The 22314-nt window shown below is 71.9% G+C and carries 17 protein-coding genes; all 17 read right to left on the reverse strand.

What is annotated here, in order from left to right; translation table 11 throughout:
* Positions 1–3 precede the first annotated feature (3 nt).
* Positions 4–651, reverse strand: a complete 648-nt coding sequence (locus DEJ50_RS29830) for a PIG-L deacetylase family protein (RefSeq protein ID WP_150211168.1) — start codon at positions 649–651, stop codon at positions 4–6.
* Positions 648–1490, reverse strand: a complete 843-nt coding sequence (locus tag DEJ50_RS29835) for a glucose-1-phosphate cytidylyltransferase (RefSeq protein ID WP_150211169.1) — start codon at positions 1488–1490, stop codon at positions 648–650. The genes DEJ50_RS29830 and DEJ50_RS29835 overlap by 4 nt, the downstream gene beginning before the upstream one ends.
* A 13-nt stretch (positions 1491–1503) precedes the next feature.
* Complete coding sequence (locus DEJ50_RS29840) at positions 1504–2748, reverse strand: class I SAM-dependent methyltransferase (protein WP_150211170.1); 1245 nt, start codon at positions 2746–2748, stop codon at positions 1504–1506.
* Complete coding sequence (locus tag DEJ50_RS29845) at positions 2745–4019, reverse strand: glycosyltransferase (protein ID WP_150212441.1); 1275 nt, start codon at positions 4017–4019, stop codon at positions 2745–2747. Before DEJ50_RS29845 ends, DEJ50_RS29840 begins: the two co-directional genes overlap by 4 nt.
* 11 nt (positions 4020–4030) lie before the next feature.
* Positions 4031–5263, reverse strand: a complete 1233-nt coding sequence (locus DEJ50_RS29850) for an O-antigen ligase domain-containing protein (RefSeq protein WP_150211171.1) — start codon at positions 5261–5263, stop codon at positions 4031–4033.
* A gap of 1 nt (position 5264) precedes the next feature.
* Positions 5265–6818, reverse strand: a complete 1554-nt coding sequence (locus DEJ50_RS29855; protein WP_150211172.1) for a right-handed parallel beta-helix repeat-containing protein — start codon at positions 6816–6818, stop codon at positions 5265–5267.
* A 40-nt stretch (positions 6819–6858) separates the two neighbouring features.
* A complete protein-coding gene (locus tag DEJ50_RS29860; protein ID WP_150211173.1) occupies positions 6859–8826 on the reverse strand; it encodes a heparinase II/III family protein in 1968 nt (655 codons plus the stop codon).
* Complete coding sequence (locus tag DEJ50_RS29865) at positions 8823–11048, reverse strand: bi-domain-containing oxidoreductase (protein WP_150211174.1); 2226 nt, start codon at positions 11046–11048, stop codon at positions 8823–8825. The genes DEJ50_RS29860 and DEJ50_RS29865 overlap by 4 nt, the downstream gene beginning before the upstream one ends.
* Positions 11049–11067: 19 nt before the next feature.
* Positions 11068–13002: an asparagine synthase (glutamine-hydrolyzing) gene (gene asnB, locus DEJ50_RS29870; RefSeq protein WP_150211175.1), complete on the reverse strand. Its 1935-nt coding sequence runs from the start codon at positions 13000–13002 to the stop codon at positions 11068–11070.
* 3 nt (positions 13003–13005) lie between these two features.
* Complete coding sequence (locus tag DEJ50_RS29875; RefSeq protein ID WP_150211176.1) at positions 13006–14526, reverse strand: Wzz/FepE/Etk N-terminal domain-containing protein; 1521 nt, start codon at positions 14524–14526, stop codon at positions 13006–13008.
* Complete coding sequence (locus DEJ50_RS29880) at positions 14523–15890, reverse strand: Wzz/FepE/Etk N-terminal domain-containing protein (RefSeq protein WP_150211177.1); 1368 nt, start codon at positions 15888–15890, stop codon at positions 14523–14525. Before DEJ50_RS29880 ends, DEJ50_RS29875 begins: the two co-directional genes overlap by 4 nt.
* Positions 15880–17166 carry a glycosyltransferase family 4 protein gene (locus tag DEJ50_RS29885; RefSeq protein WP_150211178.1) on the reverse strand — a complete coding sequence of 429 codons (1287 nt, stop codon included), beginning with the start codon at positions 17164–17166 and terminating at the stop codon, positions 15880–15882. Before DEJ50_RS29885 ends, DEJ50_RS29880 begins: the two co-directional genes overlap by 11 nt.
* The gene (locus DEJ50_RS29890; protein ID WP_150211179.1) at positions 17156–18472 is read right to left on the reverse strand and encodes a nucleotide sugar dehydrogenase; all 1317 of its coding nucleotides are present in this window, start codon (positions 18470–18472) and stop codon (positions 17156–17158) included. Before DEJ50_RS29890 ends, DEJ50_RS29885 begins: the two co-directional genes overlap by 11 nt.
* A gap of 73 nt (positions 18473–18545) precedes the next feature.
* Positions 18546–20024, reverse strand: coding sequence for a sugar transferase (locus DEJ50_RS29895; RefSeq protein WP_150211180.1), 1479 nt, complete (start codon positions 20022–20024; stop codon positions 18546–18548).
* Positions 20025–20490: 466 nt separating this feature from the next.
* On the reverse strand, positions 20491–21210 hold the full coding sequence (locus tag DEJ50_RS29900; RefSeq protein ID WP_150211181.1) for a cation diffusion facilitator family transporter: 720 nt from the start codon (positions 21208–21210) through the stop codon (positions 20491–20493).
* Positions 21210–21545, reverse strand: coding sequence for an ArsR/SmtB family transcription factor (locus tag DEJ50_RS29905; RefSeq protein WP_150211182.1), 336 nt, complete (start codon positions 21543–21545; stop codon positions 21210–21212). The genes DEJ50_RS29900 and DEJ50_RS29905 overlap by 1 nt, the downstream gene beginning before the upstream one ends.
* 402 nt (positions 21546–21947) lie before the next feature.
* Positions 21948–22265: a hypothetical protein gene (locus tag DEJ50_RS29910; protein ID WP_223837960.1), complete on the reverse strand. Its 318-nt coding sequence runs from the start codon at positions 22263–22265 to the stop codon at positions 21948–21950.
* Positions 22266–22314 lie beyond the last annotated feature (49 nt).

Genomic DNA, 22314 nt, shown 5'->3' on the forward strand with positions numbered 1-22314 from the left:
GGTTCAATCCCCCAGGTCGAGAGTGAGTTTGGTGACGGCGAACGCCTCGGCGTAGCGCGCGTGGCATTCGATGCCGCGGATCCGTGCGAGGCCGAGGAAGGCCTCCCGGTCGTACCAGGGCCGGTGCCGCTGCGAGGGATAGTGCTCCTGCAGCAGCCGTACCTTCTCTTCGGCGATCTCCGGCGACAGCGGCTGGTACGCCGTCGGACGGCCGAGATCGCCGTCCCACTTGACGATCTCGTAGCCGAGGACGAGATGGTCGCGGAACGCGGTGGGCAGCAGTTGCGCAAGCCCGCGGTGGTCCTGGTGCGCATCCTCGGTACGCGGGGCGAGGACCAGGTCGGGCTCGGTCCGCCCGCGCAGTTCCTCGACCGCGGCCTTGGCTTCCTCCCAGTGCGCGGGCAGCCGGCCGTCCGGCAGCTTGAGCACGGTCAGCCGCAGGTCGGCGCCCGGGCAGAAGGCGGTGAGCGCGGCCTCTTCCTCCGCCTCGCGCTCGCCGCCACCGCCGGACAGCACCAGCGCGTCGATCCTGATGCCCGGCCGGGCGTGGCACAGCGTCAGCAGGGTGCCGCCGGCCCCGATGGCGATGTCGTCGCAGTGCGCCCCCACCGCGACGATCCGGTCCAGTCGCCGGTTCCCGAGCCGGATCACGCGGTCCTCGCCCCGGCGCCGCCCCGGATGCCGCCCCCGGCGCCGGCCGCGCCCGCCGCCACGCCGTCCCGTTCCCACACGGCCCACGGACGGTCGCCCTGGGCGTAGGCGGCATCGAGCGCAGCCCGTTCCTTCACGGTGTCGGTCGGCTTCCAGAAACCGCGGTGCCGGTGCGCCACCAGCCGGCCGCGCTTGGCCAGTCCGGCACATCCGTCGGCGACCAGGTCCCCGCCCTCGGGGATGTGGTCGAAGACCTCCTGGCGGAGCACGAAATAGCCGCCGTTCTCCCACAGCGGCAGCTCGCTCACCGCGGTGATGCCGCCCACCAGGCCGTCCTCGCCCAGGTCCACGCAGTGGAAGGACTGCTGCGGCGGCACCACCATCATCGAGGCACCGGCATCGCGCCGGGCGAACCGGTCGATCATCTCCGGCAGCGGGGCGTCGGTGAGCACATCGGCGTAGTTGGCGAGGAACATCTCGTCGCCGTCCAGGTGATGCCGCACCCGGCGCAGCCGCTCCCCGATGGGCGACTCGATGCCGGTCTGCGCGAAGGTGATCGTCCAGTCGGCTATGTCGGTGGACAGTAACTCGGTCCGCCCGCCGCGCAGCACGAAGTCATTGGAGGTCGTCTCCTCGTAGTTGAGGAAGAAGTCCTTGATGTGGTGCGCCCCGTACCCGAGGCACAGGATGAACTCCTTGTGCCCGAAGTACGCGTAGTAGCGCATGACGTGCCAGATCAACGGCCGCGGGCCGACCATCGCCATCGGCTTGGGCACGTCGTCGGAGGCACCGCTGCGCATGCGCAGCCCGTAACCGCCGCAGAACAGGACGACCTTCATGCTGCTACCTCTTTCACGACGTGACCTCGACAATGCTCAGTTCCGGGATGGGAAAGACCAGCCGGCCGCCCCACTCGTGCACGAAGGACAGCTGCTCGACCAGCTCGTCCCGCAGGTTCCAGGGGAGGACGAGTACGTAGTCGGGCCGGTCGGCGGCGATCCGCTCGGGCGGCAGCACCGGGATGCGGGTGCCCGGGGTGAACCTCCCGTGCTTGTAGGGGTTGCGGTCGACCGTGTAGGCGAGCAGGTCGGGCCGGATGCCGCAGTGGTTGAGCAGGGTGTTGCCCTTGCCGGGGGCGCCGTAGCCGACGACCGTCTCGCCGCGCTCGGCCGCCTCGATGAGGAACCGCAGGAGGTCCCGGCGCACCTTGGCCACCCGGGCGGAGAACTCGGCGTACCCGGACAGCTCCTGCAGTCCGGCCGCCTTCTCCCGGTCCAGCACCTCGGCCACCCGTCGGCCCGGCTCGCCGGCCACCTCGGCCGGCCGGGCCCACAGCCGGATGGAGCCGCCGTGGGTGGGCAGCAGCTCCACGTCCACCAGCGTGAGTCCGCCGCTCGCCAGCGCCCGGGCCGCGGAGGCGACCGTGTAGTACTGGAAGTGCTCGTGGTAGATCGTGTCGTACTGGTTCTTCTCGATCAGGGTCAGCAGGTGCTGCACCTCGATGGAGACCCAGCCGTCGTCGGCGACCAGGGCGCGCAGCCCCTGGGTGAACCCGACGACATCGGGGATGTGCGCGTACACGTTGTTGGCCACGACCAGGTCCGCCGGGCCGTGCTCGGCGCGGACGGCCGAGCCGGTGGCCGGGTCCAGGAACTCCGTGAGCGTGGGCACCCCCGCCTCCCGCGCCGCGGCACCGACGTTCACCGACGGCTCGATGCCCAGGCAGCGGATCCCCCGGTCCACCATGTGCCGGAGCAGGTACCCGTCGTTGCTGGCGACCTCGACCACGAAGGCTTCCTTCGCCGCGGAGTCGAGGTCCAGCCGCCGGACGGCGTCGGCGACGAAGGTGCGCGCGTGCTCCACCCAGGAGGTCGAGTAGGAGGAGAAGTACGCATACTCCTGGAACGTCTCCTCCGGAGTGATCAGCGGAGGGATCTGCGCCAGCCAGCACTCCGTGCAGACCCGCAGGTGCAGCGGGTACGCCGGCTCCGGCCGGTCCAGTTGGTCCGCGGCGAGAAAGCTCTCGCACGGCGGGGTCGCCCCGAGGTCGACGACGCTCGCCAGCGTCGCCGAGCCGCAGAGTCGGCATCCGGTCATCTACTGCCCCCATCCCTGCCCGCGCGGGTGCCCCGCGGCGAGCCAGCGTTTCCGTTCCCTGTCGGCGGCGGGACGTCCCCGCCGCCGTACCGACCCGCGATGGCGGTGCGGTACTCCTCCACCAGACGTTCCAGCCCGACGGCAGGGCTGAAGCCCTGCTCGTAACGGAGCCGGGCCGCCCGGCCCATCTCCCGGTTGCGAGCCGGCTCGGCCGCGATCCGGCGTATGCAGGACGCGAGCGAGCCGGACTCGCCCGGCCGGTGCAGCAGCCCGGTCACCCCGTCCTCGACGAGTTCGGTGAAGGCGCCGTGACCGGCGGCAACAGCCGGGACCCCGGCCGCCATCGCCTCCACGACCACCAGACCGAACGCCTCCAGCCAGGTCGAGGGAGCCACCACGGCGACCGACCGGGCGACGGCCTCCCGGCTCTCCGCCGCGTCGTACAGGCCGACGTACCGCACGTCCTCCCGGCCCGCCGCCCAGGCGGTCACCTCCCGCTCCAGCGGCCCCGCCCCGGCGACCACCAGCGGCACGCCCACACCGCCGCCGGCGGCGATCTCGTCCCACGCGGCCATGAGCAGCCGTACGCCCTTGGCCTCCGCGAGCCGGCCCAGATAGAGCAGGTGCTCGCCGGCACCCGTCCGGCCGACGCCCGGTTCGGGCACGAAGTTGTGCTTCACGGCCAGCCGTTCGGGCGGCATGCCCGACCGCACCAGCACCTCGCGCTGCGCCGCGGAGATGCACAGGAACCGCTCCACCCCGGACCACCAGCGCCGCCGGTTGACCGACAGGCTGACCGCGAGCGGTACCGTCGCCAGCCGGGAGTTCCGGTAGCAGCCGTGCCGGACGGCGGGCAGCGGCGCCCTCCCGACGCACTCGGTGCACGGCCGGCCGTCCCGCTGCAGCGTGCCGGGCGGGCAGACCTGGGTGTAGTTGTGCAGCGTGGCGACGGCGGGCACGTCGGCATCGGCGCAGGCGGCCAGCACCGCGGGCGACAGGAGCGGGAAGACGTTGTGGACGTGCACCACGTCCGGCCGCTCGGTGCGGAGCTGGCCGGCGAGTTCCGCGCGGACCGCCGGGTTCCACGGCACCAGCAGCGGGACCGCGGCCTTGGCCGGCAGGGACCGGGCGGCGATGTCGTCGCTGCGCCGCTCGAACACCTCGACCCGGTGGCCGGCCGCCCGCAGCAGCTCCACCTCCTGGTCGACGACCTTGTTCTCCCCGCTCGGCTGCGCCGAGGCGTAGCGGTTGTGCACCACCAGCACGTGCAGGCTGTCCATGCTCAGGTCACCTCCGTCGTTCGGACCCGTCCCGGTACCGGGCGTCCAGGAGCTTCGGCCGCCGGGAGGGGAGTGGCCGCGGCAGGTGCCGCCAGCAGTGAGGCGGCCACGGCCAGATGCAGCAGGTACGGCGAGGCGTCGCCCAGCCCGGCCTCGGTGTACGACGCGATCGCGCAGTAGGCGATCAGGAAGATCGCGCAGGCCCGCTGGAGCGACGGCGGTCGCAGCAGCGCCACACCGCCCAGCACGACGATCACCGCAGCCACGAGGGCGGCGCCGGTCAGCCCCTGTTCGTGGTAGACGGCCAGCCAGCTGTTGTCGATCGGCAGCCCGCCGAACGACTTGTCGCCCAGGCCCATCCCGAACAGCTGCTCCGTGGTCGTCCTGGGGGCCGCCAGCAGGGCGTCCCAGACCTTGGCCCGGCCGGTCAGGTTGGAGAAGTTCTCCTTGCTCTGCCCGCGCAGGAACCACGCCTGCAGCGCGGAGTTGAACCCCACCGCGGCCACGACGGCGCACAGTACCGCCCAGCCGAAGAACCGGCGGGCCGCGGCGCTGGTCAGCACGAGCGAGCCGATCGCCAGCACCAGCCCGATGACCAGGCCGAGCGTGGCGGTCCGGGTGTGGGTCAGCGCGAGCAGGACCAGGGCCGGCACGATGACCACCGCCGCGCTGCGCCCGTCGGTCCGGCGGCCGAGTACGAGCAGCACGGTGAGCCCGGTGATCACCGCGGCGTACTGTCCGATCTGCGGCGGGGTGAGCGGCCACAGCGCGCCGACCAGCCGCCCGCCGTAGAGCTCGGGCATGGCGGCACCCGGAGAGATGACCGCACCGGCGGCCACCGACCCGAGGACCGCGAAGTACATCCGGATATGGCGCCGGACGAACCCCAGGCCGCCGTCCCACCAGCGGCTGAGCAGCCACAGCGTGCCGACGAAGAGCGCCAGCCGGGTACACCGGAACAGCGCGCCGAACCCGGACTCCAGATTCGCGCTGGACATCACGCTCGGCACCAGCAGCAGGGTGAGCAGCACCAGGAAGGCACTGGCCCGGATGCGCAGCCGCAGGTTGACCGCGAGCGCCAGGGCGAACGCGGCGACGAGCGCGCCCATGGTGACCATCTGGATCAGGGAGCGGGGCAGCGGGACGATGGTCTGCGCCCCGGCGGAGCCGAGCGTGTTGAGGACCAGCAGCCCCCAGACGGTACCGACGATCTTCGACGTGTGGCCCGTGTCCATCTCAGCCACCCTCCTGTGCCCGGAAGGTGCTGCCGGTGTCCTGCTGGTACGGCGTGCCCTGCCACTGCCCGAAGTCGAGCACCTGGCTCGGGTCCGGGGCGACGAACTGCCACGGTCCGAGGTAGACGTTGTCGTGCCAGCGGTTGTGCTGCTCGCGGGTGATCGCCTCGGCCACCCGCTCGCCGTGGTAGGGCGACCAGTCCGGATAGGTGCCGTAGTTGGCCAGCACGGCCATCCGGTCGCACTTCACCGTGCACCCGACCACGGACTTGTCGAGCACGAAGCGGTTGTCGTGGATGTCCACCCGCTGGGTCTTCCACCGGCAGTCGGAGTAGAGCGGTGCGGTGGCGATCCCCGGCCGGGTGCAGCGGCCGGTGTCCTCCACCAGCAGCGTGCACTCACCGGAGGAGGTGTTGGCCGGGCTGTTGCAGAACCGGTCGGCGTTCTCCCACAGGGTGATCCCGGACCAGTTGTTCTCCAGCAGGTTCCGGTAGATCTCGATCTTGTCCGTGCGGGCCCGGACCCGCGGTTCGCCGCCGGACTCGGACAGATAGACGGTCGCGAACGGGAAGCTGTCGCCGCGTTCGGCGTTCTTGCGGCCCTCGACCCAGTTGTTCCGCCGGATCGTGTTGTTCCGGATGATCGCGTTGTAGCTGGTCTCGTAGATCAGCGCGGCACCGTCGTTGGCCTCCAGCACATTGTCCTCGATGAGGACGTCGTTGTTGTTGGTGTCCGCCCACAACCCGGGTCCGCGGTTGTCGTGCACCCAGTTGCCGCGGACGTCGGCGCCGTTGACGGCCCAGAGCTTGACGCCCCCGGTGCAGCCGCAGCCCGGCTGCCGCCGCTCCCAGTCGTCGGTGTTGTTGGCCGTGATCTCGTTGCCCTCGATCAGCAGGCCGCTCACCGGGGCACCGGACTTGTAGGCGTTCATTCCGTACTGCCCGTTGCCGCGCAGGCAGCTGGCCCGGACCCGCTGGCGGGCACCGGCCATCAGCCCCGCACCGGAGTTGTTCTGGATCACCGCGTGCTCGATCAGCCATCCGTCGGCCGAGTCGTGGTTGACCACGCCCTCGTTGTGTGGCGCGATGAACCCCTGCACGGTCAGATGGCGGATGGTGACCTGGCCGGCCGAACCGCCGAACGCGTACTGGTTGGTCTTCAGACCGTCGAGCACCGCGCCCGGCGCGCCGAGATAGCTGTTCCCCTCCTTGGGGATCACCTGGGCATAACGGTCCGCTTCGAGCCGGTGCGTTCCCGGCCGAAGCCAGAACGTGGTGTTCGGCGGGCTGCTCTTGGTCTTTGCGGCCAGGTCGCCGACCACCGCGGGGTCGACGGTCACCGCGCCGGCCGGCGCCTCGGCCGGACCGGGCGCCGGCCCGGCACACACCCGGGCCGCGGACGGGGCGGGCGCCCCGGACGTCCCGGGTGCCCCGGACGCCGACGATGCACGGGTCGGCTCGGCCCCGGTGCCCGGCGTGCCCGTACAGCCGCCCGCCGCCAGGACCAGCACCAGCAGGGCAGCCGGCACCGCCCGGTGCCCTCTCCTGATCACCACGCCTCCTCCCCGGGGCCTGTTGTGGACGTGCCGGCCACGGTCACCGGCCGTGGAACCTGAGTACGGTCGTGAACTCCCCGGACCTCGCAGTGCCGTCGGCGGAACCGGTGCCGACCAGCGTGGTGGCGGGCTCCTTGCGCCCGAACCCGGCCGAGTACCAGCCCAGCGGAGGGCCGGTCTCCCCGCGGTGCGCCCGCCAGTCCAGCTGCCCGGGCAGCTCGAGCACCGCGGAGCGGTCCTCGCCGTCCCGGGTCCAGCTGAGCTGTGCCCGGTTCCCCTCCAGGACCGCGGCGATCTCCGGGCCGAGGTGGAACGCCAGGCGCACGGACCCGCCGTCGCCCCGGATCTCGTCGACCATCCGCAGCTCGCGGCTCGTGGCGGTCAGCTCCACCCGGCGGCGGTGTACGGAACCCTGGTAGCCGTCGTGCTCGGCGCACCAGCGGGCGGTGCCCCCTGCGGAGGCGCCGGCGGTGTCCGCGACCAGGACGCGGCTGCGGGCCTGCCGGGTCCACAGGAACGGGCCGCCGGAGACGGACTGGTCGCCGCCGTCCAGCTGCACGGTGTTGTGGGCGAGGGTCGACCGGAAGTACTGCCGCCACTCGGGCTGCCCGTGGTAGCAGAACGTCCCCGGGTCGGCGAGCACGTCGACCCCGTCGTGCCGGACCTCCACCGACAGCGCGTCCGCGTGGGCGTGCGCGGCGATGGACAGAAACCCGTGCGGACCACCGTCGCAGCGGCACCAGATCTTCCCCGGACCGCGCAGGATCGTCAGCCCCGCATCGGCGAAGTGGTCCGGCCGGTCCACCGGGCGGGTCACGGCCGGCGCAGCGGGCCGGATGAGCGCGGCCAGCAGCGGGGTCCGCACATCGGTGCCGGTCACCGTCGGCCACCAGGCGAGCCGGCCGAACACGGCGTCCCCGGTGGCCAGCAGCGAGGCCCAGCGGTCGGTGCCCGCCCCGTCCAGGACCAGACCGTGCCCGTCGTCCGCATCCCCTTGCCGCGGCGGCCTCAGCCGGTCGTCCACGACGGCCGCGAGCGCGTCGGTCATCCGCAGCAGCACCACCCGGACCGTCGCCGGGACCGGCACACCGGCGGTATCCGCCTCGGCCACCGCGGCCAGGCCGAGCTCCAGTACCAGTCCGTGGTACTCGGTGGCCAGCTCGCGGTTGAGACCGGAGTGGAAGGTGTTGCCGCGCAGGTGCCGCTCCAGCGACCGCAGCGCGCCGGCCCGCCAGCGCACCGAGGACGGGAACCATCCGAACGCGCAGGCCGCCGCGAACTGCCCGGCCGCCTCGGCGATCACGTGGTTGTTCGCCGAAGACCCCCGGCTGGGGAAGGCGGCCAGCCAGCGCTGGTGATGCCAGATCTGGTTCAGCGCCACCGGGTTGCCCTCGAACAGCCCGGCCGCGCCCGGCCAGCCGTCCAGCAGCCGGCGGACCCACACCCAGGACAGCAGCCGGATGCCCAGCTCGATCCCACTGATCCAGTGCACGCCGCGCAGCGGCGGGTTGGCGGCCCACCACGACCGCAGGTGCCCGGCCACGCGCTCGGCGTACCGCTCGTCCCCGGTGATCGCGTAGGCGGCGGCGAGCACGGTGAGGTACTGGTGCCGGGAGAGCTCCCAGATCTGCTTGACGTCCCCGACCGCGTCCTCGCTCCGGTAGGGCACGTCGAAGGCGTAACCGGACGGAGCGCGGCGCCCGGTCTTCGGGTCGTACCACCAGTCCGGGTCGACCAGGTCCTCGCGGTCCACCCCGAAGTACTCGGCGTGCCCGGCCATCAGCCGGTCCGCCGCGGCGACAAGACGTTTGGCGGCGTCCGGAGGCACCGCGGCGACCGCCCGGGCGGGCAGCACGGCGGTGAACCGGGCGCCGGTCACGCTCGGGCAGGCCGGCGGCGGTACCGACCGCCACCGCCGCCTGCGCACCGCGTCGACCGCCCGGCCGCCGACCTCCCGCGGTCCCATCCGGGAGAGCCGCCGCAGGTACCAGCCCGCGCTCATGCTCATCGGGGCCTCGCCAGGGTGACCGGCGTGCCGGCGGCCAGGCCGGTCTGTACGGCGAGGGTGGCCGAGGTGGTGGCGACCAGTGACTCCAGCGGCACCGGCATCGGCCCGCCGGTCCGCACGGCCCGGATGAACGCGGCCAGTTCGGCGGACTGGCCCTTGTCCCGGGCCTTGGGCAGCCGGGAGCTGACCCACCGCTTGCGGCCGACCCCTCCGTCTGCAAACACCGAGGCGCGGACGAAGTCGTCGAACTTCAGCACCCTGCCGTCCGCGACCAGGTCCAGCGTCTCCTTGGGGAAGCCGGACGCACCGGTGGTGACATAGCCGATCGTGGCGGTGGACCCGTCCGCGTAGCGCAGCATGATCTGGACGTCACCGCCGGCCTCGGCGCCGGACGGGGCGACCGCGTACACCGAGACCGGGTCGGAGCCGAGCAGCCAGCTCGCCGTGTCGATGAAGTGTCCGCCCTCGCCGGCGAACCGGGAGCCCTCGGTGGCCTGTTGGAGGTACCAGCTGCCGTGCCCGAGCCGGCCCGCGTTGACCAGGTAGCGCAGGCTCGCCGGACCCGTCCGGGCGCCGAACCGGTTTTTGGCCTCCCGCAGCAGTGGCGCGAACCGGCGGTTGAAGCCCACCTGCAGCCGGTCGTTGCCGGACTCCTCCACCGCCGCCAGCACACCGGCCAGTTCGTCCTCGGTGAGGGCCAGCGGCTTCTCCACGAACACCGTCTTGCCGGCGAGCAGCGCCTTCCGGGTCAGTTCGGCGTGCGAACTGTGCCGGGTGACCACGAACACCGCGTCGACCGCCGGGTCGCCGAGCACGGAGTCGAGGTCGGTGGTGGCCCCGGTGAACCCGAACTTGCGCTGGGCGTTGGCCGCGGACAGCGCCGTCGTGGTGACGACCGTCGACAGCGTGACCCCCTCGCGTTCCGCCAGGTGCGGCAGCAGCATCGACGACGCGTAGTTCCCCGCGCCGACGAAGGCCAGCCGCACCGGTGCCCCCGCGGGCCGGACCGGGGCGGACCGGGCCGGGGCGGACGCCGCGTCACCGCGCCGCACCGCGGGCACGGTCACCGCCGGGGCTGCCACGTTCCCGTCCTCCGTCTGATCGGGGTACCGGAACAGCACGGCCACGGCCTTCAGCTCGCCGTCCTTGAGCTGCTGGTACGTCTTGACGGCGTCGTCGAAGTCGGCGATGTGGGAGATCAGGGGCTCCACATCGACGCTGCCGCGGGCGAGGAGATCGAGGAAGCAGGCCAGGTTGCGGCGCTCGGTCCAGCGCACGTAGCCGATGGGGTAGTCCCGTCCCTCGAGCTCGTACTCCGGGTCATAGCGCCCGGGGCCGTAGCTGCGGGAGAACCGGACGTCGAGCTCCTTCTCGTAGTACGCGTTCCACGGCAGGTCCAGCCGGCACTTGCCGATGTCGACCACCCGGCCGCGGTCCCGGCTCAGCCGGGCGGCCAGCTCGACGGGCTGGTTGCTGCCGCCGCCGGCCGCCAGGTACACCTGGTCCACGCCGTGACCGCCACTCAGCTCGGCGACAGCCGTCTCCACGGCCGCGGATCCGGGATCGCCGCAGGCCGCGGCACCCAGGCGGGCGGCGAGCTCGCAGCGCACCGGGTCGGGGTCGGCCCCGACGACACGGACCCCCGAGGCGGTGAGGAGCTGCACCACCAGCTGACCGATCAGCCCGAGGCCGATGACCAGTGCGGTCTCTCCCAGCTGCGGCTCGCCCTGGCGGACGCCCTGCAAGGCGATCGACCCGACGGTGCCGAAGGCCGCGTGCCGCGGCGCAAGGCCGTCCGGCAGCGGGGTGTAGAGGTTCTTGGGCACCCAGTTCAGTTCCGCGTGCAGCGCGTGCTCGTTGCCGGCGCAGGCCACCAGGTCACCGACCGCCACATCGTCGATCCCGGCGCCGACCTGCTCGACCACCCCGCACAGCGAGTAGCCCAGCGGTGTGTACGAGTCCAGCTTGCCCATCACCTTGCGGTAGGTGGCGGGCACCCCGTTGACGGCCACGCTCTGCATGACCTTGGCCACCTGGTCCGGCCGGGAGCGGGCCTTGCCCAGCATCGACATGCCGGCCTCGGACACCTTCATCATTTCGGTTCCGGTGGATATCAGCGAGTAGGCGGTGCGGACCAGCACACCGCCCGGCTTGCAGCCCGGCACCGGTACGTCGAGCACGGCCAGCTCGCCGCTCTTGTAGTTCTGCACGACCTGTTTCACCCAAACTCCTCTGAAATTCCTAAGCCGTTAACCGAGTGCTCTGGCCGGACCCAGAGGTCGCGTTGCGATACCAGTACTCGAGGGTCAGCACGTGCCACAGATGCTTGGAGAAGTCCCGCTGCCCGGCGGCGTCCTCGGCGACCATGCGCGCCAGCGCGTCACGGCGCAGGAGCCCGGAGCCGACCAGCACGCCGTCGTGCACCACCTCGCGTACCAGCGGCGCCAGGTCCCGGCTCATCCAGGCCCGCAGCGGGGCGCTGAACAGGCCCTTGGGCCGGTACACGATCTCCTTGGGCAGGACCGAGGTGGCCGCCTCCTTGAGGACGGCCTTGCCCTGCCGCCCGACGATCTTGCGGTTGCCGGGCACGGCGAAGGCCGCCCGGACCACCTCCACGTCCACGTACGGCACCCGCACCTCGGTCGACGCGGCCATGCTGGAGCGGTCGGTGTACGCGAGGTTCAGGCCCGGCAGGAACATCCTGGCGTCGCCCAGGCACATGCGGTTGACGAAGTCGTCGAGCTCGTTGTCCCGGTAGACGTCCGCATGCTCGGTCAGCACGTCGTCGACCGCCCCGGCCAGGTCCGGATCGACCAGGGCGAGCAGCTCCTGACGGTCGTACATGGTGTAGCTGCGCCGGAACGCGGTCTCCTCCGGCAGGTCGGCGAAGGACAGGAACCGCTTGGCGAACCGCACCGACCGGTACCCCCGGCGGGCCGTGGCGACCGGCAGCCGGTCCACGACCGCGGACACCCCGCGCCGCAGGGGCCGCGGGACGCGCTGGTAGCGCAGCGCGAGCAGGTTGGCCAGGTGCTTGCGGTACCCGGCGAACAGCTCGTCGGCCCCCATCCCCGAGAGCATCACCTTGACCCCGGCCTCCCGGGCGGCCGAGCAGATCAGGAAGGTGTTGATCGCGGCGGGGTCGCCGATCGGCTCGTCCAGGTGGTACGTCATCCGGGGCAGCAGGTCGAGCACGTCCGGAGCGATCTCGATCTCGTGCAGGTCGACGCCGAACCGCTCGGCCACCCGCCGGGCATAGCGGAGGTCGTCCGGCATCGCCTCGAACCTGGCGTCCTCGGCGCGGAACCCGATCGTGTAGGCGGAGATCCCGGGTTGCTCGCGGGCCGCCAGCGCGGTCAGGTAACTGGAGTCCAGCCCGCCGGAGAGGAAGGTCGCCACCGGGACGTCGGAGAGCAGGTGGCGCCGGGTCGACTCCTCGACGATGGCGGCAAGGTCCGGCCGCTCGCCGCTGCGGGCCCGCTCCCGCCCCTCGGCGGCAACCTCCTTCAGGTGCCAGAACCGGCCGCGCTCCACCCGGCCGTCGGGCCGGCACCGCAGCCAGCTCCCCGGCGGCAGCTTCTCCGCCTCGCGGAACGCGCACCGCGAGTCCGGCACCCAGTAGTACAGCAGTGAGGCCACCAGCGCCGCATGGTCCACCTCCAGCGAGCCGCCGGTGGCGGCGGCGAGCGCCTTCAGTTCGGAGGCGAACACCAGCCCCTCACCGCGCCGGAGCAGGAACAGCGGCTTGATGCCCAGCTGATCGCGGACGAGCACCAGCTCACCGGTCCGCTCGTCGAAGATCCCGAACGCGAACATCCCGCGCAGCCTGGGCAGGCAGTCCGTACCCCAGCGCCGCCAGGCCTCCAGCAGCACCTCGGAGTCGGAGGTGCCGCGGAAGCGCACCCCGGCGGCTGCCAGTTCGGCGCGCAGCTCGGGCGCGTTGTACAGCTCGCCGTTGTACGTCAGGACCAGGCCGTCCCTGACCATCGGCTGGGCGCCGGTGTCGGACAGGTCGATGATGGCCAGCCGACGGTGCCCGAGGTGCACCTCGCCGTCCCCGGCGGAGTGGCTGTACCGGCCGGCCCCGTCCGGGCCGCGGTGGGCCAGGGTATCGGTGAGCCGGTCGGCGACGGCCTTCCCGTCCGGCCATCGGTACGTGCCTGCGATGCCACACATGTCCTACCGAGCCTCCTGGTCGTTGTCCGGAACCCGGGCAGCCCGGACCGTTCCTCGCTCCCTGTGCAGCCGGCCCGCCCCGTTGTGCCGGGCCGGCCGCCCGTTCCGGCCGCGCAGCGCGGTGTGCGGCCCGTCCCACAGCGTGCCGTCGGTCCGGTCCCGCGGATCGGGGTCGATCAGCACCACACCGATCACCGCAAGGCCCAGGTCGGCGAGCTGCCGTGCCACGGTGTGCAGCCATGCGGTGCTGCCGCGCCCGGCCCGTACGACGAGCACGGTCTGCGTACCGAGGTACGGCAGGTCGGTCCACGCCGCGCCGGGCGCCACCGAACCGACGCCGAGCCGGCGCTCCTGCTGCGGCCCGGCCGCGGCCTGCTCGCCGCCGACCACGGCCGGGTCTCCCGGCTTGGCGCGGCGGCCGGCCAGCGGCCGGCCCGGCAGGCCGTCGACGACGACCACCGGGTCCTCCGGCGCGAGTTCCCTGGCGAGGTCCAGGGCGATCGCGCCCGTGCAGCGCGCACACCCCAGTTCCAGCAGCGCCAACGGCTCTGTCGATCCCCGTACGGCGCGGGCCAGGGTCGTGGTGAGCCCGGTCCGTGCCGCCCCGGTCCGCCGGCGCCGCCACGGCCGGCCCGACCGGAGGGGGAGCTCCGCGATCACCGAGGCACCGAGGTTCGCCGCGATGTCCCGGCGCAGCACCGGGCGGTCCGCCACCACCGTGCCGACCGCGGCCACCGCGAGCCCGAGGACGAGCCCGAGCACGAGCCCGATCGCGGCGTTGGTGGCAGCGGTCCCGGGCAGGGAGTGCCGTACCGCCCGCGGGGCGTCCACGATCTGGGTGCCGGCGACGAGCTGGGGCGTGCCGATCCGCGCCTCCGCGGCGCGCCGGCCGAAATCGCTGATCCGCGAGGTGAGTTCGGCCCGGCGGGCGAAGAGCGATTCCATGTTCGCCGAGGCCTTTGGCCCGCCCCCCGGCGATGCGCTTCCGATCGCCTTGTCGACCTGGGCGAGTTCGTCCCGCATCCGGTCGCGCTGGTCGAGCAGGGTCTTTGCCTCGGCGTCCGCGGCTTCCTGGATCCGCTTCACATGGTCCGCGACGAACGCATCGGCCAGCGCCTTGGCCCGGGCCACCGCTTCCGTCTCGCTCTCACCCGTCACACTGATCTGCAACAGGTTGTTGGTCAGGCCGGTACCCGTGTAGTCCTCCATGAAGTCCTCCGGTTTTTCCGAGGACTTCAGGGACTGCAGGGCCTGGCCTGCGATCCGCGTGGTGTGCAGCAGCGCGACGTCGGTGCGGATCAGCGTACCGGGGTCGTTCGGCTGGTCCGCCTGATGGGCGACCAGCACCTTGGTCACCGCGGTCGGCGGCGCCGGCATCAGGACCGCCACCGCCGCGCCCGCCAGCATCCCCAGCAGCGCCAGGGACCACCAGAGGCGGCGGCGCCTGCGTACCGCGACGACCAGCGCCTGCAGGTCCAGCAGCGGAGCGGCGGCCGAGGGCTCCAGCGTCGTACTCGTCGTCACACCGAACCCCGCCTCGCGTCGTCGCCCACTGCGAGCGCCGGCTCGGCGCCCTCCGGAAGGCGGCCGGCGGACCGCGTCGGACGGGCCCGGACCGGGCCGGCGAGGACGGTGCCGGTGATCTCGTGCCCGGCGTCCGCACACGCCTCGGCGATGCCGGCGAGCTCCCCGGCGGTCCAGTTGCCCGCGCTGAGGACGACCAGGGCACCGGACTCGTCCCCGTGGTCCGGCACCAGCGGCCGGGACGCCGAAACCTTCACCACCCGCAGCAGCGGATCGCCGTCGGCCTCGGTGGCGAGCCGCCCGGCGGCCCGGCCGGCGATCTCGTCGCCCTCCGGAACGACGACCAGCAGCCGCCGAGGAGCCGGCAGTTGCTCCCGCAGCCGGGCGCACACCCGCCGGTGGCGGATCGTCCGGCCGGCCTCGTCGCCGGAGGCCGGCGGGGCCGGTACGTCCCACCGGACGTCCAGGCCCAGCAGCCGGCGGATCCGGGCCACCGGGCCACGGTCCTCCGGCCGGTGCGCGGGCTCTTCCTCCGGTACGTCGACGGTACCCAGCAGGGCCGCGCCCAGCGCCGCGGCCATCTCCGGTCCGGTGCGCAGCCGGCGGCTCATCCGTGCGGCGGTGAGATGGCCGATGACCCCGAGCAGGAAGAACAGCAGCGCCCCGGCGACGATGAGCTGCACCCGCGTCGGCGGTGCCTTGCCGGCCGGCCGGGCCGCCGGCCCCATGACGACCATGCCTGCCTTGTCGGCAGCCGGGTCGGCCTGTTCCAGCTTGGTGACGGCCTCCTGCAGCGCGGTGCGCAGCTTGGTGAGCTCGGTGCGGGTCTGCACGCTCTCCACGCTCTGCCCCGGGCCGGCCGCATCGGCCAGCTCGGTGATCCGGCGGCTGGTCTGCGCCACCGTCTTGCGCAGGGCCTCGGGCCCCGCCTCCGCCGCGGGGTCGGCGGTGTCACCGGCGATCCGTGCGGCGAACGCGACGAACTGCCGGGCCACCTCGTCGGAGAGCCGCTGAGCGCGCTCCGGGGTGTCGGCGGTACCCGAGATCCTGATGATGTTCCCGTCGGTGGCCTTGGCGCTCACCCGGTCCTGTAGCTCGCTGCTGCTGACCGCGGTCCAGCCGAGGGTGGCCGCCGCGCGGTCGACCACCACCGAACTGGCCGCGATCTCCGCCTGGGTCAGCAGCTCACGCTCCTCCCACGCCCCCGGCAGCAGTACCGATGCCGAGGTCGTGTAACGCGGCGGAAGCAGCAGGGAGGTGCCGTAGCCGACGAGCGCACCCACCACCGCGAGGATGATGAGGAGCCGCCGGCGCCGGCGGACGATCCGCCCGATCGTGACCAGGCGTATGGTGTCATCGCTCAACGGTGCGGTCTCCTCCTTGCCCTTCCCGTTCGCCCGGCGGCACCGGAGCACGGTCGGGGCAGGCGGCGGCGTAGGCGGCGAGCAGCGACGCCTGGGAGTTCCGCCAGGAGAGCGGCCCGTTGATCCGCTCCCGGCCGATCGTGCCCATCCGGTCCCGCTTCTCGGGATCGTCCAGCAGCATGGCGATGAGCTTGGCGAACTGAGCCTCGTCGTTGGCGGGTGCATAGACGGCGGCGTCCCCGGCGGAGACCCGCGCCTCCCGGAGGTCGAACGAGACGATCGGCCGGCCCATCACCATGTATTCCAGAACCTTGTTCATGGTCGACACGTCGTTGAGCGGATTGCGCGGGTCGGGGGAGAGGCACACGTCCGCGGTGGACAGGTACCGCGCCAGGTCGGCGTCCGGAATGCGCCCGGTGAACTGCACCTGGTCCGAGAGCCCGAGCCGCCGGGACAGCTCCACCATCGCGTCGAAGGTGTCACCACCGCCGACGAACACCGCGTGCCAGTCCGTCCGCCCGACCTCGTCGCGCAGCTTCGCGAGGGCCCGCAGGGCGTAGTCCACCCCGTCCTGCGGTCCCATGACGCCGAGATAGCACAGCAGATGGGGCTTGCCGCGCTTCAGCTCCTCCTCGGGCGGCACCGGCCGGAACCGGTCGGTGTCCGGCGCGCTGCGCACCACGAAGACGTCCGACGGCTTCAGGCCGCCACGGCGCAGTGCGACATCGCGGTAGCTCTCGTTGGTGGCCAGCACCACGTCCGCGGCCCGGTAGGTCAGCCGCTCCAGCGCGCACACGGCACGGTAGAGCAGGTCCTTGCCGCGGTCGAACCGGGACAGGTACAGCTCGGGCACCAGGTCGTGCTGGTCGAAGACGAACCGCGCCCCGCGCCGCCGCTTCAGCCACAGCGCCGGCAGGAACAGCAGGTCCGGCGGGTTGCAGGCGTGGACCACGTCGACCGGGCCGACCTTGCGGGCCAGCCGGAACGTATGCCACAGCGCCGTTCCGTACTCCTGCAGGAAGCCGGCCGGCCCGCCGGTGGCGGCGCGCAGCGGGTAGCGGTGGATCCGCACCCCGTCGATCTCCGCCTCCGGTTCCGTGTCCCGCTTCTCGCCTTGGGGACAGATGACGTGTACGGTCCAGCCCGCGTCGCGCAGCGTGGTGCACTCCTGCCACACCCGCCGGTCGAAGGGCACCGAGAGGTTCTCCACCAGGATCAGCGCGCGCCGGGCCGGCCCGGCGCCGCTGTTTGCGTTACCGGTCGCGTTACCAAGCAAGGCCCATGTACCCCGGTTCGGCCCGGCGCGCCTCGGCGTCGGGAAGGCGGATGAGGTCGACGATCACCGGTCCGTCGCCATGGGGGAGCGCCGACACCACGGCCGGTTCCCTGGTTCCGACCAGGCACACCTCGGCATGGTCGAGTACCTCGTCGACGGAGTCCGTCAGCAGCTGCGCGAGGTGCGGCAGCCGGGTCTCGATGTACTCGCGGTTGGCGCCGAGCAGCCGGGAGAGGTTCACATTGGGGTCGTAGATCCGCAGGTCGTAGCCCTTGCCGAAGAGCCGCTCCGCCAGTTCGACGAGCGGGCTCTCGCGGAGGTCGTCGGTGCCGGGTTTGAAGGACAGCCCGAACATGCCGACCCGGCGCTTGCCGGTGCGCTCGACCAGCTCCACCGCACGTTGCAGATGGTCGGAGTTGGAGGGGAGTACGTGGGCGAGGATGGGCACCGAGACATCGGCCCGCCGCGCCGCGTGCACCAGGCTGCGCAGGTCCTTGGGCAGGCAGGAGCCGCCGAAGGCGAAGCCGGGCCGCAGGTAGGCGGGGCTGATGTTCAGTTTGCGGTCGGCCAGGAACACGTCCATCACCTGGTGCGAGTCCACCCCGAGCGCATGGCACACCGCGCCCAGCTCGTTCGCGAAGCCGATCTTGAGGCCGTGGAAGGCGTTGTCCGCGTACTTGATCGCCTCGGCCGTCGGGACCGGTACCCGGAACACCTCTCCGGGCAGTCCGTCGTACAGCGCCGCCACCACGTCGCCGCTCGCCGGGTCGAGCTCCCCGATGACGGTCTTCGGCGGGTCGAAGAAGTCCCGCACGCTGGTGCCCTCGCGCAGGAACTCCGGGTTGACGGCGACTCCGATGTCCACTCCGGCCGTGCCGCCGACGGACTTCTCCAGGATCGGCAGCAGCAGGTTCAGACAGGTACCCGGGAGCATGGTGCTGCGGAACACGACGGTGTGCCGCCCGCCCCGCTCCGCCAGCGCGGCGCCGATCTCCTCGGTGACCCGTTCCAGGTAGGTGGTGCACAGACTGCCGTTGGGTTCCGACGGCGTCCCCACGCAGACCAGGGACACCTCGCTGCCCATGATCGCCTCGCGGACGTCGCCGGTGGCCCGTAACGCTCCGGTCCGTACGACCTCGGCGATGAGCCCGCCGATCCGCTCCTCGACCACCGGGGCCTTGCCGTCGTTGACCAGGTCGACCTTCACCGGGTTCACGTCCACCCCGATGACCTCGTGACCCATGCTGGCCAGGCATGCGGCCGACACGCAGCCCACATAGCCGAGCCCTAAGACGCTGACCTTCATGACCCGTTCCTCCCCCTGGGCAGGCCCTTCTGGCCTGCCCTTCGCGAGCCGACCGGACTACTTCCCCCGCGCATCAGTACGCCCCCTGCCCCTGGAGCACCGCGCGCAGCGTCTTCCACAAGATCACCGCGTCCAGCGCGAGCGACCAGTCCTCCACGTACCGCAGGTCCAGCCGGACCGCCTCCTCCCAGGGCAGGTCACTGCGTCCGCTGATCTGCCACAGGCCGGTGAGCCCCGGTTTGACCAGCAGCCGCCGCCGGATGTCCGGGCCGTACGCGGCGGACTCCTCCGGCAGCGGAGGCCGCGGACCGACGAGTGACATCGATCCAGTGAGCACGTTGAACAGCTGCGGGAGCTCGTCGAGCGAGTACCGGCGCAGCATCGATCCCACCCGGGTCACCCGCGGATCCCGGCGGAGCTTGAACAGCAGGCCGGCGCCCTCGTTGCGGTGGGCCAGCTCGGCCCGGGCCCGGTGGGCCCCGGCGACCATGGTGCGGAACTTGACCATGGTGAACTCGCGGCCGTCCTTGCCGACCCTGCGCTGGAAGTAGAACACCCCGCCCCGGCTGTCCACGAGCACGAGCAGCCCGACGAGCACCATCAGCGGCGCGAACAGCAGCAACAGGACCGCCGCGCCCATCCGGTCGACGACCTCCTTGACCGCTCGGCGCCCCCCGGTGAAGATCGGCATGCTGACCCGCAGCAGCGGGATCCCGAGCACCGCGTCGACGTGCAGCCGCGGGCCGGCCACCTCCATCAGCACCGGGGCCACGACCATCTCGGCATCGCTGCCCTCGAGGTTCCAGGCCAGCCGCTGCAGCCGGTCCGGTGACCACTGCGGGTCCGGTGTGACCGCGACGACACGGTAGCCGTCGCGGCGCACATGGCCCGCGACCGCCGTGAGCCGGCCGACGACCGGCACTCCGTCCAGCCGGTCACCGTCGGGCCCCACACCGTCCGGCGTGCACACCGCCTCCACACGCCAGCCGAGGTGCGGGAACTTACGGGTCCGGGTGATCAGATCGCGCAGGGTGGCCGGACTCCCAGCGGCGAGCACCGGGCGCAGGCACCGCCCTTCCTTGCGCTGTCGGTGCAGCCACAGGCGCAGCAGATACCGCGCGGTCATGGTGATGAGTGCGATCGCCGGAATCGCGACGAAGATCCAGAGCTTGATGTTGTGCGAGGTGAGGGCGATGCCGCCGAGCGCCAGGACGACAACCGCCGTGAACAGGGAACGTCCGAGCCGGCGGAATTCCTCGGCGCCCTGGCCGAGCACGGCCGGGGCCCATGCGCGGCTTACCGCAAGCGCTCCCAGCACCAGCAGTTCGGTGCCGAAAGCGAGGATTCCCCACCTCTCGTGCCAGTTGGCTGCGTCCCTGGCCCCGAAGAAGAGGCCGATCGACGCGACCACCAGGGCGGTGGCCACGGTGTCGCTGGTGATCACGGTCCGGCGGTACCGCTGCTCCCAGTCGAACGCGGGCTGGTTGATCGTCCCGTTCGCCGGCCGCCCGCGCGCCGACGAAAACGGGCTGACTAATTCCCCCTGCTGCACAGGACCCCCCCAGGCCACCAGTGATCAAGGTGCTCACACTGCTCTGTCCCCCCGGGAGGCGAACCCGCCCCCCGCGCCGCGCTGTTCCCTGCTCCGGGAGGCCCCACCCCCGGCGAACGGCATGCCGGTCACCCCGCGCAGACGGCAGCCGACTGGCACGTTCTGGCGGAGTGTTGAGGTGCGCGGAAACCCGTCGAAATCTCAGGTGCTCCCCGCACCCAAGGCTTCCTCGGACCCCCAAGGGCCCAAGTGTGTGAAGCACGGTCAATCTAGAGCATCGGGGGCCGTCTGGAGAGGGGATGTGTGGAAATTGCGCTCAGGCTTTGAAGACCGTCAACCGGAGGCTGACCAACTGCGGGTGTGGCCACCCCGGAGACGCCCGTGTGACCTGCGATGACGGGATCCCTCGGGTGCCGACACGGCGGCTATGCGGACATATGTTCAGCGGATCTTCGGACTGCGGTGCTCACGGCTGCCCGCCCCGCTCGGTGTCGGTGGCGCAGCATGGGCAGGCGGACCCGGCAGCGCAGCACCCGCGCTGCCGGGCGGAGGGCGCGGCGAGGGTTCCCGGTGGAGTGGGGGCGCAGCAGCCCTTGCCCTGCCAGGCGTCGCGGCCTTCCTTGACGGCGATCACGGCGATGACGAGCGCGGCGATCGGGTCCGCCCAGGACCACCCGAAGGCGGCGTTGAGGACCAGCCCGGCGAGGACGACGGCGGACAGATAGGTGCAGAGCAGGGTCTGCTTGGAGTCGGCCACGGCCGACGCGGAGCCCAGTTCACGCCCCGCCCTGCGCTGGGCTGCGGACAGGAAGGGCATCACCGCCAGGGACAGCGCGGCCAGCACGATCCCCGGCACGGAGGGGGCCGCCTCGCCCCCGCCGGTCAGGGCCCGTACCGCGTCGACGGCGACGTAGGCGGCGAGGGCGAAGAACGAGACGGCGATGATCCTCAGCGCCCGGTGCTCACGGGCCTCCCGTGCGGCGTGGTCCTTCGCGGAGAACTGCCAGGCGACCGCTGCGGCGGAGGACACCTCGATGACCGAGTCGAGACCGAATCCGATCAGCGCGGTCGAGGAGGCCATGGTGCCCGCGATGAGGGCGACGACCGCCTCGATGGCGTTGTATGTGATCGTGAGGCCCACCAGCAGGCGTATGCGCCGGGCCAGCACATCGCGCCGGGCGGTCATCAGCAGCAGCCCTGCTCGTCGGCCTCGGCACAGGTCCGGTCGGCGTCGACGGTGACGACGGCGGAGCGGAGGTCGTCGAGGGCATGGCCGAGGCGCGAGTCGGCCAACTCGTAGCGGGTGCGCCGGCCTTCGGGCACGGCGACCACCAGGCCGCAGTCGCGCAGGCAGGCGAGGTGGTTGGACAGCCGGGTGCGGGAGATGCCCAGCCGGTCGGCGAGGTCGGAAGGGTACGCCGGAGCCTCGCGGATCTCGAGGAGCAGCCGGCAGCGGATGGGATCGGCCAGCGCACGCCCGAAGCGCGCCAGGACCTCGATGTCTTCGGCGATGTTCAGCACACATCGACAGTACATAGATCCATGAATTCAGGAAACCCTGAACCTTCGCTGCCCGTCCGCGGGGCCGGCGGACCGGCCCCCAAGAGGCCCGGCGCCCGGCGGCCGGATCACCCTCCGGACACCGGATGCGCCGGCTCTAGGAGAAGTCGAGGTGCTTGGGCGAGTACGAGACCAGGATTCTTCGTCTGCTCGTGGTACAGCAATTGCACCCGAGCTGACCAGGTAAAACGGCAACCAGCGCTCCCAACGCTGAGCAGGCCTCACGGCCGCGGGCGGGGCCACTTTGAGCCGGATTCGAGCCGTCAACACCTCGGCGCCGCGCTCGGAAGCAGCCCGACCCAAGCCGAGTCAGGTGCTGACAACGGCATCGAACCACCATCGCCGACGGCCTCTGTCCACTGACTAGCTAGCCATGGAGTTCTGATAGCGCATCCACAGCCTCGAAATCCATGCATTCGCATCATCGGGCGGCTGAGAGGTCACAACTGGCGACGGCGCTGATTCCACAAGGTGCAGCAGCGTCCAAGCCAACCCGAAGCAGTCGTCATCCCCGAAGCACGCTACTAGGAGCCGGGCCTCTTCATCAGTGACGGGCTTCTCGATGGCGTGCAACGCCTGCTCCATCTCATCAAAGGCCTCGTCACCCTCCTCGGAGTTATCTCGCTCCGAGGGTAGTGGGCAACCCAGCCGAACGAACTCCCGAACTTGTTCTCTGATCACTGAAATCCTCCTCACAAGAGATGCGGATGGTTGGCCCTGTAGTACTGCA

It is taken from the genome of Streptomyces venezuelae, assembly GCF_008642295.1.
GTDB classification, from domain to species: Bacteria; Actinomycetota; Actinomycetes; order Streptomycetales; family Streptomycetaceae; genus Streptomyces; species Streptomyces venezuelae_C.

Excerpts from the sequence above, each read along its gene's own strand:
- DEJ50_RS29900 (WP_150211181.1), bottom strand. The coding sequence starts at position 21,210 with ATGACCGCCCGGCGCGATGTGCTGGCCCGGCGCATACGCCTGCTGGTG.
- DEJ50_RS29850 (WP_150211171.1), bottom strand. The coding sequence starts at position 5,263 with ATGGACACGGGCCACACGTCGAAGATCGTCGGTACCGTCTGGGGGCTG.
- DEJ50_RS29840 (WP_150211170.1), bottom strand. The coding sequence starts at position 2,748 with ATGACCGGATGCCGACTCTGCGGCTCGGCGACGCTGGCGAGCGTCGTC.
- DEJ50_RS29890 (WP_150211179.1), bottom strand. The coding sequence starts at position 18,472 with ATGAAGGTCAGCGTCTTAGGGCTCGGCTATGTGGGCTGCGTGTCGGCC.
- DEJ50_RS29835 (WP_150211169.1), bottom strand. The coding sequence starts at position 1,490 with ATGAAGGTCGTCCTGTTCTGCGGCGGTTACGGGCTGCGCATGCGCAGC.
- DEJ50_RS29860 (WP_150211173.1), bottom strand. The coding sequence starts at position 8,826 with ATGAGCATGAGCGCGGGCTGGTACCTGCGGCGGCTCTCCCGGATGGGA.
- asnB (WP_150211175.1), bottom strand. The coding sequence starts at position 13,002 with ATGTGTGGCATCGCAGGCACGTACCGATGGCCGGACGGGAAGGCCGTC.